Origin of the sequence: Streptomyces sp. 351MFTsu5.1 (assembly GCF_000383655.1) — a bacterium.
Taxonomy (GTDB): domain Bacteria; phylum Actinomycetota; class Actinomycetes; order Streptomycetales; family Streptomycetaceae; genus Streptomyces; species Streptomyces griseorubiginosus.
The window spans coordinates 233,453-248,522 of record NZ_KB911783.1 but is presented as its reverse complement, the minus strand read 5'-3'; the positions used below and the strand labels follow the sequence as shown (position 1 = coordinate 248,522).

At 71.4% G+C, this 15,070-nt stretch carries 10 protein-coding genes; 6 read left to right on the top strand and 4 right to left on the bottom strand.

What is annotated here, in order from left to right; genetic code table 11:
* Positions 1-10: 10 nt before the first annotated feature.
* Positions 11-733 (bottom strand): vWA domain-containing protein, encoded by a 723-nt coding sequence (locus tag H295_RS0122010; RefSeq protein ID WP_020137518.1) that lies wholly within the window; start codon positions 731-733, stop codon positions 11-13.
* Between the two features lie 97 nt (positions 734-830).
* On the opposite strand from H295_RS0122010, the gene H295_RS0122005 reads away from it, so the two are divergent.
* A complete protein-coding gene (locus H295_RS0122005; protein WP_020137517.1) occupies positions 831-1,748 on the top strand; it encodes a rhomboid family intramembrane serine protease in 918 nt (305 codons plus the stop codon).
* Positions 1,745-2,677: a chitosanase gene (locus H295_RS0122000; RefSeq protein WP_028809623.1), complete on the top strand. Its 933-nt coding sequence runs from the start codon at positions 1,745-1,747 to the stop codon at positions 2,675-2,677. Before H295_RS0122005 ends, H295_RS0122000 begins: the two co-directional genes overlap by 4 nt.
* A gap of 113 nt (positions 2,678-2,790) precedes the next feature.
* Here H295_RS0122000 and H295_RS0121995 read toward each other — a convergent pair whose 3' ends face one another.
* The 3 genes from H295_RS0121995 to H295_RS0121985 all read right to left on the bottom strand — a co-directional run bounded on the left by H295_RS0121995 (position 2,791) and on the right by H295_RS0121985 (position 9,948).
* Positions 2,791-4,251: a glutamate synthase subunit beta gene (locus H295_RS0121995; protein WP_020137515.1), complete on the bottom strand. Its 1,461-nt coding sequence runs from the start codon at positions 4,249-4,251 to the stop codon at positions 2,791-2,793.
* Positions 4,244-8,839 carry a glutamate synthase large subunit gene (gltB, locus tag H295_RS0121990; RefSeq protein WP_028809622.1) on the bottom strand — a complete coding sequence of 1,532 codons (4,596 nt, stop codon included), beginning with the start codon at positions 8,837-8,839 and terminating at the stop codon, positions 4,244-4,246. The genes H295_RS0121995 and gltB overlap by 8 nt, the downstream gene beginning before the upstream one ends.
* A gap of 377 nt (positions 8,840-9,216) precedes the next feature.
* Positions 9,217-9,948 carry a VIT1/CCC1 transporter family protein gene (locus H295_RS0121985; RefSeq protein ID WP_020137513.1) on the bottom strand — a complete coding sequence of 244 codons (732 nt, stop codon included), beginning with the start codon at positions 9,946-9,948 and terminating at the stop codon, positions 9,217-9,219.
* Positions 9,949-10,225: 277 nt separating this feature from the next.
* On the opposite strand from H295_RS0121985, the gene H295_RS0121980 reads away from it, so the two are divergent.
* From H295_RS0121980 to H295_RS0121965, 4 genes are read left to right on the top strand one after another with little or no spacing between them, the layout of a single operon-like run.
* The gene (locus H295_RS0121980) at positions 10,226-11,242 is read left to right on the top strand and encodes an ADP-ribosylglycohydrolase family protein (RefSeq protein WP_043217735.1); all 1,017 of its coding nucleotides are present in this window, start codon (positions 10,226-10,228) and stop codon (positions 11,240-11,242) included.
* Entirely contained in the window at positions 11,239-12,543 is a 1,305-nt protein-coding gene (locus tag H295_RS0121975) for an ADP-ribosylglycohydrolase family protein (protein WP_078616719.1), read from the top strand. Before H295_RS0121980 ends, H295_RS0121975 begins: the two co-directional genes overlap by 4 nt.
* 8 nt (positions 12,544-12,551) lie before the next feature.
* On the top strand, positions 12,552-13,718 hold the full coding sequence (locus tag H295_RS0121970; protein ID WP_028809621.1) for an ADP-ribosylglycohydrolase family protein: 1,167 nt from the start codon (positions 12,552-12,554) through the stop codon (positions 13,716-13,718).
* The gene (locus H295_RS0121965) at positions 13,706-15,058 is read left to right on the top strand and encodes an ADP-ribosylglycohydrolase family protein (protein WP_020137509.1); all 1,353 of its coding nucleotides are present in this window, start codon (positions 13,706-13,708) and stop codon (positions 15,056-15,058) included. The genes H295_RS0121970 and H295_RS0121965 overlap by 13 nt, the downstream gene beginning before the upstream one ends.
* Positions 15,059-15,070: the final 12 nt, after the last annotated feature.

Sequence of the window (15,070 nt, the reverse complement as noted above, 5' to 3'; positions counted from 1 at the left end):
GGGCTCCGGCCTACCTCCGTACGATCCCCGCCGCTCGCGCCGCCTCCAGCCACTGCGGGAACTCGCCCACGAGTCGGTCGTACAACTCGCCGTCGGGGACCGTGCGAGGGTTCTCGCCCGCGGGGAAGAAGCCGGCGTTGTCCACCGCCCGCCGGTCCGGCACGGGAAGCTCGTCGAGCCTGCGGAGGAAGTCGAACTGCTTGCTGTCCGGGTCGCCGAAGCCGACGAACTGCCAGAACAGGGGCAGCTTCGCCGCCTTGCACAGGTACCGTTCCGCGGCGAGTTTGTTGATCGGGCCGCCGTCGGTCTGGAAGACGACGAGGGCGGGGTCGGTGCTGCCGCTGTCGAGGTAGTGGTCGATGACGGCGTCCATGGCCAGGTGGTAGCTGGTCCTGCCCATGTGCCCGAGGCCGGCCACGATCTGGTCGATGCGCCCCTGGTGACCGGCGAGTTCGATGTCCGTCTCGGCGTCGATGTCGGTGGAGAAGAACACCACGGGCACCCGGCCGTCGTCGTCGAGGTGCGCGGACAGCCCGAGGACCCGGTCGGCGAGCGCCTGCACACTGCCGTCCTGGTAGTACGGCCGCATGGAGCCCGAGTAGTCGACCACGAGGTAGACCGCGGCCCGCAGTCCGCCCAGTCCGTGCTTCACCAGGGACACCCCGGCGCTCTTGTACAGGTCGACCAGCGCGGGCGCCGTCTCCTCCACCTTGCTGAGACTGATCGCGACCATGACCCCTCCGCTCTCCGCAGCCACCGGCGTTCGATATTTTGTTCGCCGCCGTCCCCACCGGCTCAATGATCACCCCTGTCACTCCGAGGAGCCGGACGTGGAACCCGAATCCACCCTCACCACCTGCTATCGCCACCCGAAGGTGGAGTCCCACGTCCGCTGCACCCGCTGCGACCGGTTCATCTGCCCGGACTGCATGCGGGAGGCGGCCGTCGGCCACCAGTGCCCGGAGTGCGTGCGGGAGGGAGCCCGGTCGGTACGCCAGGCGCGCACCGCGTTCGGCGGGCGGATCACGGCCGTACCGCTGGTGACGTACGTCCTGATCGCACTCAACGTGCTCGCCTATGTCGGCGAGTTGGTGCGCCCGGCGATCGTGGACCGGTTCGAGATGCTCGGGGCCGGCCTCGCGGGCCCGGACGGCGGCCACTACCTGTGGCAGGCCTCCTACCCCGCCGAACTCCACGTCGAGGGTGTCGTCGACGGCGAGTGGTACCGGCTGCTGACCGGCGCGTTCCTGCATCTGCCGCCCACCGGGGGCACGTTCGGGATCCTGCACATCGTGATGAACATGGTCTCGCTGTGGAACATCGGCCGCGTGGTCGAGGCCCAGCTGGGCCGCGTCCGCTACCTCGCCCTGTATCTGCTCTCGGCGCTCGGCGGCTCGGTCCTCGTCCTGCTGATCGCGCCCTACGACCCCACGCTGGGCGCGTCCGGCGCGATCTTCGGGCTGGGTGCCGCGTACTGGGTGATGGCCCGCCGGCTCGGCGCCGACATGGCCCAGGTCAACCGGTTCATGGCGGGGCTGCTGCTGTGGCTGGTGATCTCGGCGGCCATGACGTCCTGGGAGGGCCACCTGGGCGGTCTGCTCACCGGTGGCGCCGTCACCCTCGCCTACGCGTACGCTCCCCGGGACGGCCGTCGCGCCCTCGTGCAGGCGGGAGCCTGCGCCGTGCTGCTGGTGCTGCTCGTGGTGTGCGCCTGGGCGAAGGTCGCCGAGCTGACGGGAGCCCGGTGAGACCGGCCAGGATGCTGCTGTTCGCCGCCGTCCCCCTGCTCGCCACGGCGTCGGTGTACGTCCTCGCGCCCGGGGACACCGACGCGAGCGGAGCGGGGCCCGACCTCTCGGCCGCCTACCGGGCGCAGGCGGCCGAGGAGACCGAGGACGCGCAGGGCGCCAAGGAGTGGGCGGAGCAGGCGGGGAGTTCGGCGGGCTACCGGGTCCTCGGCTCCGTCCCGCCGGGCCTCGCGGCGCCGGCCCGGAAGGACCTCGCCCAGCAGTTGGTGGCCAGCGCCGAGAACTCCACCCTCGACTGGCGCAGCGCCTACGCCTACATCGAGGACATCGGCGACGGACAGGGCTACACGGCCGGCATCATCGGCTTCTGCACCGGCACCGAGGACCTGCTCGCCCTGGTCGAGGGCTACACGAAGGCCCACCCGGACAACGGGCTCGCCCGGTACCTGCCCGCCCTGCGTGCGGTCGACGGCACGGACTCCCACGAGGGTCTGGACCCGGGCTTCCCGGCAGCCTGGAAGGCGGAGGCCGAGGTGCCCGCGTTCCGCGCGGCGCAGGACGCGGCCCGCGACCGGGTGTACTTCGACCCGGCCGTCCGCCTCGCCAAGCTCGACGGGCTCGGCGCGCTGGGCCAGTTCGTCTACTACGACGCCATGGTCTTCCACGGCCCCGGCACCGACCCCACCAGCTTCTACGGCCTGCGCGAAGCGGCCCTCGAAAAGGCCGCGAGCCCGACCGGGGGCGGCTCCGAGAAGACGTACCTGGACGTCTTCCTGGACCTCCGCGAGGACGCCATGCGCACCAGGCACCCGGGCATCGACACCACCCGCGTCGACACCGCGCAACGGCGCTTCCTGCACGACGGGAACCTGGGGCTGCGGACACCTCTGGAGTGGCAGGTGTACGGGGAGACGTTCAAGGTGCCGTAGCAGGACGTACGACCGGGACATGCGACAGCGCCCGCCTCGGTCCGGTCGGGGACGTGAGGCGGGCGCCATCAGTGTTCCGTACGCCTTTGTACGGGACGTCTATGCGGGTGTGATCACACCATCAGCGAGCGGTCCGTCGGCCGGATCGGCGCCGGCAGCTCGCTCGCGCCGGTCAGGAACCGGTCGCAGCCGCGGGCGGCCGAGCGGCCCTCCGCGATCGCCCACACGATGAGGGACTGGCCGCGGCCGGCGTCACCGGCGACGAACACACCCGGCACGTTGGTCGCGAAGTCGGCGTCGCGGGCGATGTTGCCGCGCTCGTCGAGCTCCAGGCCGAACTGCTCGACCAGGCCGTTCTCCCGGTCGGTGCCGGTGAAGCCCATCGCGAGGGTGACCAGCTGGGCCGGGATCTTGCGCTCGGTGCCCGGCTTGGAGGTCAGCTTGCCGTCGACGAACTCGACCTCGCTGAGGTGCAGCCACTGGACGTTGCCGTCCTCGTCGCCCTCGAAGTGGGTGGTGGAGACGGAGTAGACCCGCTCGCCGCCCTCCTCGTGCGCGGAGGTGACCTTGTACAGCATGGGGAAGGTCGGCCAGGGCTGGTTCGGGTTCCGCTCCTCGCCCGGCCGGGGCATGATCTCCAGCTGCGTCACCGAGGCCGCGCCCTGGCGGTGGGCGGTGCCCACGCAGTCGGCGCCGGTGTCGCCGCCGCCGATCACGACGACGTGCTTGCCCTCGGCGGAGATCGGGGAGGTGACGTAGTCGCCCTCCTGGACCTTGTTCGCCAGCGGCAGGTACTCCATGGCCTGGTAGACGCCCTTGAGCTCGCGGCCCGGCACCGGCAGGTCGCGCGCGGTGGTGGCACCGGCGGCGATCACGACGGCGTCGTACCGCTTCTTCAGGTCGGTCGCCTTGAGGTCGCGGCCGATCTCGATGCCGGTGCGGAAGCGGGTGCCCTCCGCGCGCATCTGCTCGATACGGCGGTTGATGTGCCGCTTCTCCATCTTGAACTCCGGGATGCCGTACCGGAGGAGGCCTCCGACGCGGTCCGCGCGCTCGTAGACGGCGACGGTGTGCCCGGCCCGCGTGAGCTGCTGGGCGGCGGCGAGACCCGCCGGGCCCGACCCGATCACGGCGACGGTCTTGCCGGACAGGCGCTCGGGGGCCTGCGGCTTGACGTCACCGGTGTCCCACGCCTTGTCGATGATCGAGACCTCGACGTTCTTGATGGTGACCGGCGGCTGGTTGATGCCGAGCACACACGCCGCCTCGCAGGGAGCCGGGCACAACCGCCCGGTGAACTCCGGGAAGTTGTTCGTCGCGTGCAGGCGCTCGGACGCCTCGGTCCAGTCCTCGCGGTAGGCGTAGTCGTTCCACTCGGGGATGAGGTTCCCGAGCGGACAGCCGTTGTGGCAGAACGGGATGCCGCAGTCCATGCAGCGGGACGCCTGCTTCGAGATGATCGGGAGCAGCGAGCCCGGGACGTAGACCTCGTTCCAGTCCTTCAGGCGGACGTCGACGGGGCGGGACTTGGCGACCTCGCGCCCGTGGTTCAGGAAGCCCTTCGGGTCAGCCATTGATCGCCGCCTCCATCATCTTCTCGGTGATCTCGGACTCGGAGAGTCCCGCCTGCTCGGCGGCGTCCTTGGCGGCGAGCACTGCCTTGTACGTGCTGGGGATGATCTTGCTGAAGCGGTCCACTGCGGTGTCCCACTCGGCCAGGATCTTCTCGGCGACCGTGGAGCCGGTCTCCTCCTGGTGGCGGCGCACCACGTCGTGCAGCCACTGCTTGTCGGTGTCGTCCAGGGCCTCGACCGCGTCGACGTTGCCCACGTTGACGTTGTCGCGGTCCAGGTCGATGACGTAGGCGATGCCGCCGGACATGCCGGCCGCGAAGTTGCGTCCCGTCGGGCCGAGGACTACCGCGTGACCGCCGGTCATGTACTCGCAGCCGTGGTCGCCCACGCCCTCCGAGACCACCAGGGCGCCGGAGTTGCGGACGCAGAAGCGCTCACCGGTACGGCCGCGCAGGAACAGCTCGCCGCCGGTCGCGCCGTAGGCGATGGTGTTGCCCGCGATCGTCGAGTACTCGGCGAGGTGGTCGGCGCCCCGGTCGGGACGGACGATCACGCGGCCACCGGAGAGGCCCTTGCCGACGTAGTCGTTGGCGTCGCCCTCCAGGCGCAGCGTGACACCGCGCGGCAGGAAGGCACCGAAGGACTGACCGGCCGAGCCGGTGAAGGTGATGTCGACGGTGTCGTCGGGCAGGCCCGCGCCGCCGAACTTCTTCGTCACCTCGTGGCCGAGCATGGTGCCGACCGTGCGGTTGATGTTGCGGATCGCGACCTGGGCGCGCACCGGCTGGGCGTCGGTGGCCGAGTCGGCGGCGAGCGCGTCGGCGGCGAGCTTGATGAGCTCGTTGTCGAGCGCCTTCTCCAGGCCGTGGTCCTGCTCGATGACCTGGTGCAGTGCGGCACCCTCGGGCAGTTCGGGCACGTAGAAGAGCGGGGCCAGGTCCAGGCCCTGCGCCTTCCAGTGGTTGACGGCCCGCTCGACGTCGAGCGTCTCGGCGTGGCCGACGGCCTCCTCGATGGAGCGGAAGCCCAGCTCGGCGAGGATCTCGCGGACCTCCTCGGCGATGAACTTGAAGAAGTTCACGACGTACTCGGCCTTGCCGGAGAACCGGTCGCGCAGCACCGGGTTCTGGGTGGCGATGCCGACCGGGCAGGTGTCCAGGTGGCAGACGCGCATCATGACGCAGCCGGAGACGACGAGCGGCGCGGTCGCGAAACCGAACTCCTCGGCGCCGAGCAGCGCGGCGATGACGACGTCACGGCCGGTCTTGAGCTGGCCGTCGGTCTGGACGACGATCCGGTCCCGCAGGCCGTTGAGCAGCAGGGTCTGCTGGGTCTCGGCGAGACCGAGCTCCCAGGGACCGCCCGCGTGCTTCAGCGAGGTCAGCGGGGAGGCACCCGTGCCACCGTCGTGACCCGAGATGAGCACGACGTCCGCGTGCGCCTTCGACACACCGGCCGCGACCGTGCCGACACCGACCTCCGAGACCAGCTTCACGTGAATCCGCGCCTGCGGGTTCGCGTTCTTCAGGTCGTGGATCAGCTGGGCGAGGTCCTCGATGGAGTAGATGTCGTGGTGCGGCGGCGGGGAGATCAGACCGACACCCGGGGTGGAGTGCCGGGTCTTGGCGACCCACGGGTAGACCTTGTGGCCGGGCAGCTGGCCGCCCTCGCCGGGCTTGGCGCCCTGGGCCATCTTGATCTGGATGTCGTCCGCGTTGACCAGGTACTCGGAGGTCACACCGAAGCGGCCGGAGGCGACCTGCTTGATGGCGGACCGGCGGGCCGGGTCGTAGAGACGGTCCGGGTCCTCGCCGCCCTCACCGGTGTTGGACTTGCCGCCCAGCTGGTTCATGGCGATGGCGAGGGTCTCGTGCGCCTCCTTGGAGATGGAGCCGTACGACATGGCGCCGGTGGAGAAGCGCTTGACGATCTCGGAGACGGGCTCGACCTCGTCGACGGGGATCGACGGGCGGTCCGACTTGAAGCCGAACAGGCCGCGCAGCGTCATGAGCCGCTCGGACTGCTCGTTCACGCGGTCCGTGTACTTCTTGAAGATGTCGTAGCGGTTCGCACGCGTCGAGTGCTGGAGGCGGAAGACCGTCTCCGGGTCGAACAGGTGCGGCTCGCCCTCGCGGCGCCACTGGTACTCGCCGCCTATCTCCAGCGCGCGGTGCGCGGGAGCGATGCCCGAGGCGGGGTACGCCTTGGCGTGCCGGGCGGCGACCTCCTTGGCGATGACGTCGATGCCGACGCCGCCGATCTTGGAGGCGGTCCCGCTGAAGTACTTGGCGACGAAGCCCTCTTCGAGACCGACGGCCTCGAAGACCTGGGCGCCGCGGTAGGAGGCGACGGTGGAGATGCCCATCTTCGACATGACCTTGAGGACACCCTTGCCGAGGGCGTAGATCAGGTTCCGGATGGCCTTCTCGGCCTCGATGTCGGAGAGGAAGGTGCCGGCGCGGACCAGGTCCTCGACCGACTCCATCGCCAGGTACGGGTTCACGGCCGCGGCGCCGAAGCCGATCAGCAGCGCGACGTGGTGGACCTCGCGGACGTCACCGGCCTCGACCAGCAGGCCCACTTCGGTGCGCTGCTTGGTGCGGATGAGGTGGTGGTGGACGGCCGCGGTGAGCAGCAGCGACGGGATCGGCGCGTGCTCGGCGTCGGAGTGGCGGTCCGAGAGGACGATCAGGCGGGCGCCGTTCTCGATGGCCGCGTCGGCCTCGGCGCAGATCTCCTCGATGCGGGCGGCGAGGGCGTCGCCGCCGCCGGAGACCCGGTACAGGCCGGACAGGGTCGCGGCCTTGAAGCCGGGCATGTCGCCGTCGGCGTTGATGTGGATGAGCTTGGCCAGCTCGTCGTTGTCGATCACCGGGAAGGGCAGGGTGACCGTACGGCAGGACGCGGCGCTCGGCTCAAGCAGGTTGCCCTGCGGGCCCAGCGAGGAGCGCAGGGAGGTGACCAGCTCTTCGCGGATCGCGTCCAGCGGCGGGTTGGTGACCTGTGCGAACAGCTGGGTGAAGTAGTCGAAGAGCAGCCGCGGGCGCGAGGACAGCGCGGCGATGGGCGAGTCGGTGCCCATGGAGCCGATCGGCTCGGCACCGGCCTTGGCCATCGGCGCGAGGATGACGCGCAGCTCCTCCTCGGTGTAGCCGAAGGTCTGCTGGCGGCGGGTGACCGAGGCGTGGGTGTGCACGATGTGCTCGCGCTCGGGCAGGTCGGAGAGCTCGATCTCCCCGGCCTCCAGCCACTCGGCGTACGGCTGCTCGGCGGCGAGGCCGGCCTTGATCTCGTCGTCCTCGATGATGCGGTGCTCGACGGTGTCGACGAGGAACATGCGGCCCGGCTGGAGACGGCCCTTGCGGACCACCTTGGCGGGGTCGATGTCGAGGACGCCGACCTCGGAGCCGAGGACGACGAGGCCGTCGTCGGTGACCCAGTAGCGGCCGGGGCGAAGGCCGTTGCGGTCGAGGACCGCGCCGACCTGCTTGCCGTCGGTGAAGGTGACACAGGCCGGGCCGTCCCAGGGCTCCATCATCGTGGAGTGGAACTCGTAGAACGCGCGGCGGGCGGGCTCCATGGAGTCGTGGTTCTCCCACGCCTCCGGGATCATCATCAGCACGGAGTGCGGCAGCGAACGGCCGCCCAGGTGCAGCAGTTCGAGGACCTCGTCGAAGGACGCCGAGTCGGAGGCGTCCGGCGTACAGATCGGGAAGACGCGCTCGAGGGCGTTCTGGTCCCCGAAGAGGTCCGAGACGAGCTGGGACTCGCGGGCCGCCATCCAGTTGCGGTTGCCCTTGACGGTGTTGATCTCACCGTTGTGCGCGACGAACCGGTACGGGTGCGCGAGGGGCCACGACGGGAAGGTGTTCGTGGAGAACCGGGAGTGCACGAGCGCGATCGCGGAGGCGAAGCGGCGGTCGGACAGGTCCGGGAAGAAGGGCTCCAGCTGGCCGGTGGTCAGCATGCCCTTGTAGACGATGGTCCGCGCGGACAGCGACGGGAAGTACACGTCGACCTCGCGCTCGGCGCGCTTGCGCAGCACGAAGGCCTTGCGGTCGAGGTCGATGCCCACGGCGGAACCGTCGGTCACGAAGACCTGGCGGAAGACGGGCATCGTCGAGCGGGCGGTGGCGCCGAGCAGCTCGGGGGCGACGGGAACCTCACGCCACCCCAGGACGGTCAGGCCCTCTTCCCCGGCGATCGTCTCGATCTTCGAGACGGCCTCCTGGGTGCCCTCCTCGGGCAGGAAGGCGATACCGACGGCGTACGAGCCGGCGGCGGGCAGTTCGAAGCCGGCGACCTCGCGGAGGAAGGCGTCCGGAACCTGGGACAGGATGCCCGCGCCGTCACCCGAGTCGGGCTCGGAGCCGGTGGCACCGCGGTGCTCCAGGTTGCGCAGAACCGTGAGCGCCTGCTCGACCAGCGCATGGCTCGCCTCGCCGGTGAGGGTGGCCACGAAACCGACGCCACAGGCGTCCTTCTCGTTGCGGGGGTCGTACATACCCTGCGCAGCAGGGCGAGCATCCATGAACGACCACTTCTGGCCATTCGTGGAGTGCTGGGACGGCTGGCGCGGCGTACGCATCGGCTCTCCCGTCGTCGTCAACTGGCATATGCAGATTGCCGAGGGACGACGTTGGCCCTCTGCGTGAGTGCAAAATTTCGTGCAGGTTACATGATGGAGCGATTCTCGGGAACTGGATATGTCGTTCCAACATGCGGACGCCACGTGAGGGCGAGGGGGTGTCGCACACGTGGCTTGAAGTAGGTGGTTCCGGGCCGGACTGATCGGTCAGATCCATGTCCATCGGTCCGGGGGCGGAGGGGGCGTCGTCGCCCACCCCGCGAGTGCGCCGCAAGCGTCATTGCCCGCAGCGCTTACGGCTCATGCCCAGTGGTTAAGCATTCGAAACCAGCGAGTAACGGCTACTTATGCGGTCCCACGCATAAATAGCGGCCCGCCTATCCTACGGCCGTTCCGATCAGGATGCCCAGGGCGTACGTCACACCGGCCGCCGCGCCTCCCAGGGCGAGCTGCCGCAGTCCGCTGTACCACCAGCTCCGCGCGGTCACCCTGGCCACCACGGCACCGCACGCGAAGAGCCCGAACAGGGCGAGCAGCACGGCGGGCCAGAGCGCGGTCGCGCCGAGCAGATACGGCAGCACGGGGAGCAGGGCGCCCAGCGCGAAGGAGCCGAAGGAGGAGACCGCGGCCACCGTCGGCGAGGGCAGGTCCCCGGGGTCGATGCCGAGCTCCTCGCGGGCGTGGATCTCCAGGGCCTGCTCGGGGTCCTTGGACAGCTGCCGGGCGACCTCGCGCGCCAGCTCCGGCTCGACACCCCGCCCCTCGTACAGGGCGGCGAGCTCGGCCTCCTCGTCCTGCGGGTGCTTGCGCAGTTCGCGCCGCTCCACGTCCAGTTCGGCCTCGACCAGCTCACGCTGGGAGGCGACGGAGGTGTACTCGCCGGCCGCCATCGAGAAGGCACCGGCAGCGAGCCCCGCAAGTCCGGTCAGCACGATGGTGTGCCGGCCGACGGCCCCACCGGCGACACCGGTCATCAGGGCGAGGTTGGAGACCAGTCCGTCCATGGCCCCGAACACGGCGGGCCGGAGCCAGCCGCCGTTGACGTCCCGGTGCGTGTGGTTGTCGCGGTGCGCCTCGTGCAGCGGCGCCTCGATGTCGATGATGGCCATTCGGTCCCCCCAGGGAAGCTAAGCCAAAGCTAAGTTTGGACAGGTTCTAATTCTCAACAACACTCACAGTACGTCGGGGCATTCCCGTCCGCCAGCAAGGAAAGGCTGGGCTAACCTGCGGTTTTACCGTCGAGCGCTCATTCGATAGCAGGCCTGCACAGATGTCGACCGGGTGACGTTGGGGCCGAGGAGGCTCCGGTCAACCGCCGATGGTGGGACACATCCGCAAAAGGTGTCTCTGTGGAAAGGCCCGCGTATGACATCGATCGCCTCGCGTATGACATCGGTTGCCTGCGCCCCCTCGGCCCCGGTGCCGCAGAACACCGCCGAACTCCGCGAGCGGGCCCGCGGCGCCCTGCTCGGCCTGGCGGTCGGGGACGCCCTCGGGGCCCCCGCCGAGAACCTGAAGCCGTCGGAGATCCGAGCCCGCTGGGGCCGTATCGAGGGCTTCGTGGCCGAGACCCCCTGCGGCACGGACGACACCGAGTACACGATCTTCTCGGGCCTGCTGCTGGCCCGCCACGGCTCCGCTCTGACCCCCGCCCATGTGGAGGCGGCCTGGCACGAGTGGATCGCGGACCGCGACGAGGGCCCGTTCCGGGGCGCCGGTTTCAGCGAGCGGGGCACCCTGGAGAACCTCCGCCGGGGCCTCGCGGCCCCCATCTCGGCCCAGCACCGGCACGCCTGGAGCGACGGCCTCGCCATGCGCGCGGCCCCCTTCGGCGTCTTCGCGGCGGGCCGCCCCGCGGAGGCGGCCCGGCTGGTGGCGATCGACGGCTCGGTGAGCCACGACGGCGAGGGCATCTACGGCGGCCAGGCGGTCGCGGCGGGAGTGGCCGCGGCGATGGCAGGCGCCCCGACGATCGCCGTGGTCGCCTCCGCGCTGGCGGTGATCCCGGACGACAGCTGGACGGCGAGGTCGCTGAGGCGGGCGGTGGCGGTGGCCCACCGGGGCGAGAAGGCGGTCCGCTCCGCGGTGGTGATCGGCGGCTACCCCTGGACCGACCTGGCCCCGGAGGCGGTCGCCCTCGCCTTCGGCGCGTACGCGGCGGCCGACGGCGACTTCCGCGAGGCGGTCCTGACGGCGGTGAACATGGGAAGGGACGCGGACACGACGGCGGCGGTCGCGGGAGCGCTGGCCGGCGCGACGCGAGGGATCTCGGCGATCCCACCCCTGTGGGCCACGGCGATCGGCCCGGCGCGAGGCAGCTGCCTGCCGTCGATGGCGGGCCGGCATGTGCTGGACGTGGCGGAGTCGCTGGTGGCAGGCACGGGGGCGGAGGCGCTGACATGACCCCACCGGCCCCCTGGGACGAGCCGACAACACTGACAGCGCCCCTGAACACCCCGGCGGAAGCACCCATGACCGCACCCGCGGCCGCCGACGGCGGGACCGCCCCACAGGGGCCACCCGCACCCGACCACGAAAGCGAAACGGGTGGTGCGAGTGGGAGCACACAGGCCGAAGGCGAAGCCGAGGCCGCTCAAAGGGTCACCGGCCTCCTCCTGGGCCTCGCCGCAGGCGACGCCGCCGGCTGGCCCTCCGCCCGCCACCGAGCCACCCGCCTCCCCGACTGGACCCGCCGCCTCACCCGCGAACTCGACACCTTCGCCGAACAGAACGCCACCACCACCCTCCCGGTCCCCATTGCCCTCAACCAACCCCCCGAGCCGCTCCGCCTCGGCCCCTCCGACGACGCCGAATGGGCGGCCCTCACCGCGGAGGCCCTCCTCAGGGCGGCCGATGACACCGCCCTCGGCGACCTGCCCCGCGACCGCCGTACCAGAACCGCGATCGACCTGACCTGGAACGCCCTCGCCGACGAGGTGGCCGCCGCGACCAACAGGGCGCAGGAGATCGAGTCCGCCGAGATCCCCCTGCGCGCCCGCATCTCCGTACGCGCGGGCCTCGGCAACCTCGCCACCGGGCTGCGCCCACCCGCCACCGGCCACGACAACCCGCACTACTTCGACGACGCGGCCTGTGTGAGGGCCTGCGTCCTCGCCGTCGCCCACCCCGGCGCCCCCCGACTCGCCGCCGACCTGGCCGAGTTCGACGCCCGCTACACCCAGGACGGCGACGGAGTCCACGGCGCCCGCGCGATGGCCGCCGCCCTGTCGCTCGCCCTGACCGGCGCCCCAGTCGACACCTGCGTACGAGCCGCGCTCGCCGAACTCCCCGAGGGCACCGAGATCGCCCGCAACGCCCACCACGCCCTGGACCTGGCCCGCTCCGTCGACAGCGCCTTCGCCCTGATCCCCGCCCTGGAACACGACATCGTCGACCACGTCTACAGCTACGGCATCGCCGCCGCCGAGACGGTCCCCGTGGCCCTCGCCCTGGCCACCGCCGCCCGGGGCCGGATCGCCGAGGCGGTTCCCGCGGCGGCCTGTCTGTCCCGGGTGGCGGACTCCGCCCCGGCCCTGGTCGGCGCCCTGACCGGCGCCCTGGGCGGCAGCGGGTCGATCCCCGCCGGCTGGCAGGCCGCCTGCCGCAGGCTCTCCGGCTGCACCCTCCCCGGTCTCACCGGCACGGACCTCGTGGAACTCGCCGGACTCCTGGAAGCCGCACAACCGCCCCTCCCAGGAGGATGATTCCGGGCATGACGCCCAAAAACCAAGAAAGCAGTCTTGAGGAACGGATCGCCGGAGCCCTCGTGGGCGCGGCGGTGGGCGACGCCCTCGGCGGCCCCGTCGAGGGCTACTCCCCCGACCAGATCCTCGAGCGCCACGCCGGCCGCGTCCACGGCATCGTCGGCCCCTGGAACGGCGACGACTGGCGCACCGCCCGCCCCATCGCGCCGTACCACAAGGGCGACGGCCACGTCACCGACGACACCTTGATGACCCACGCCCTGATCAGGGTCTACGAGCGGGTCGGCGACCACCTGGACGCGTACGCGATCGCCGGTCACCTGGTCCCCGACCTGATGACGACCCCGCGCTGGATCCCCGAACTGGAGGCGGAGGCCCTCCCCCTGCACCGCCTCTTCCTCGCAGAGAAGTGGCTGGTCACCCGCCTCCACTACGGCCATGTCGACCCCCGCGAGGCGGGCGTGGGCAACATCGTCAACTGCGGTGCGGCGATGTACATGGCCCCGGTGGGCCTGGTCAACGCGGCGAACCCGGCCGCCGCCTACGCCGAGGCCCTGGATGTCGCGGGCGCCCACCAGTCGTCGTACGGCCGCGAGGCGGCGGGGGTGTTCGCGGCGGCGGTGGCGGCGGCGAGCACACCCGGCGCGACCCCGGACTCGGTCGTCGCGGCCTGTCTGTCCCTCGCCAAGGACGGCACCCGCACCGCCGTCGAGAAGGTCTGCGAAGTGGCCTCCCGGTACACGGACTTCGAGTCGGTGCTACGGCCGCTGCGCGCGGCGGTGTCCCCCTATGACACCGTCGGCGACGACTACCGCGCCCCCTCCCTCGGCGCCCGCCGCCCCTCCCGCCTGCACGCGATCGAGGAACTGCCCGTCGCCCTGGGCATGGTGCTGGTGGCCGGCGGCGACTTCCGGCACGCGGTCCTCGGCGCGGTGAACTACGGCCGGGACTGCGACTCGATCGCCACGATGGCGGGCGCGGTGGCCGGAGCGCTGGGCAGCCCGGTCCCCGAGGAGTGGTCCAAGCAGGTCGCGGAGGCGAGCCGTCTGGACCTCTGGGAGCCGGCGCGGACCCTGACGACCGTCACCCGGCAGATCTTCGAACAGGACATGCGCCGCCGCAGGGCCCACGAGTCGGCCTTCACCGCGCTCGGAGGTCCGAGATGCTCCGACTGACCTGGGTCCAGCCGGAGGACCTGCTCGGCCACGAACTCCGGCAGGCCCGCCAGGACGGCCGGGAGCCGTCGGCGATCGCGGCCCGGTGGCGGGCGGCCGGCGGTGCCGAGGCGCCGGACCGGGCGGGCGCCTCGGCCGAACCCGCCTCCCGGTATCTGCGGCAGCTCGCGGAGGACCTCCTGGACGAACTGGCGGACCTGCCGAGCCGGTTGGCGGACGACGAACCCACCGACCTCGCGGGGATCAGGGCCCGCTGCCCGGCGTGGCCGTCGCCCGCCCCGGCCGCCCTCACCCGGTCCGCGCTGGAAGCGGCCTGGCTGGGCCGGGCCGTCGGCTGCCTCCTCGGCAAACCGGTGGAGAAGCTTCCCCTGCACGCCATCCGCGACCTCGCCCGCTCCACCGGCAACTGGCCCCTGAACACCTACTTCACCGCGAAGGGGGTCCCCGCGGAGCTGCTCGCCGCGCACCCCTGGAACCGCCGCTCGGCCCCCACCTCCCTCGCCGAGAACATCGACGGCATGCCCGAGGACGACGACCTCAACTACCCGCTGCTGAACCTGCTGTTGCTGCAACGCCACGGCCGCCGCTTCACCACCTCGGACGTGGCGCGGCTCTGGCTCGACGAACTTCCCGCGGGCCGCACCTTCACCGCGGAACGCCTCGCCTACCGCAACCTCCTCCAGGGCCTGGAACCCCCGCGGACGGCCCGGCACCGCAACCCCTTCCGCGAGTGGATCGGCGCCCTGATCCGCGCCGACGTCCACGGCTGGACCAACCCCGGCGACCCGGGCGCGGCCGCCGAACAGGCCCACCGGGACGCCACCCTCACCCACACCGCCAACGGCGTCTACGCGGCGATGTTCACGGCGGCGGTCATCGCGCAGGCCGCGGCGACCCCCGACATCCACGCCTGTCTGAGCACCGGTCTCACCGTGATCCCGCCGGCCTCCCGGCTGGCCGGGGCGATCACCCACGCGATCCGGCTGGCCCGGCGGCACGACGACTTCGACACGGTCGTCGACGAACTCCACGCCACCCACAGTGCACACCACTGGGTCCACGCGATCCCCAACACCGCTCTCATCGCCGCCGCCCTCACCCACGCGGACGGCGACTTCACCGGCTCCGTGGCCCGGGCGGTGGGCGGCGGCTGGGACACCGACTCCAACGGGGCCACGACCGGCGGCATCGCGGCCCTGCTGACCGGCGCCCCCGAGCGCCTGCCCGACCACTGGACCGCCCCGCTCAAGAACCGACTCGCCACCTCCGTCGCCGACTTCAACGGCGTCGGCTTCGACACCCTGGCCCACCTCACCCACCGGGAGGCTGCCCGCCCATGACCGACATCGTCC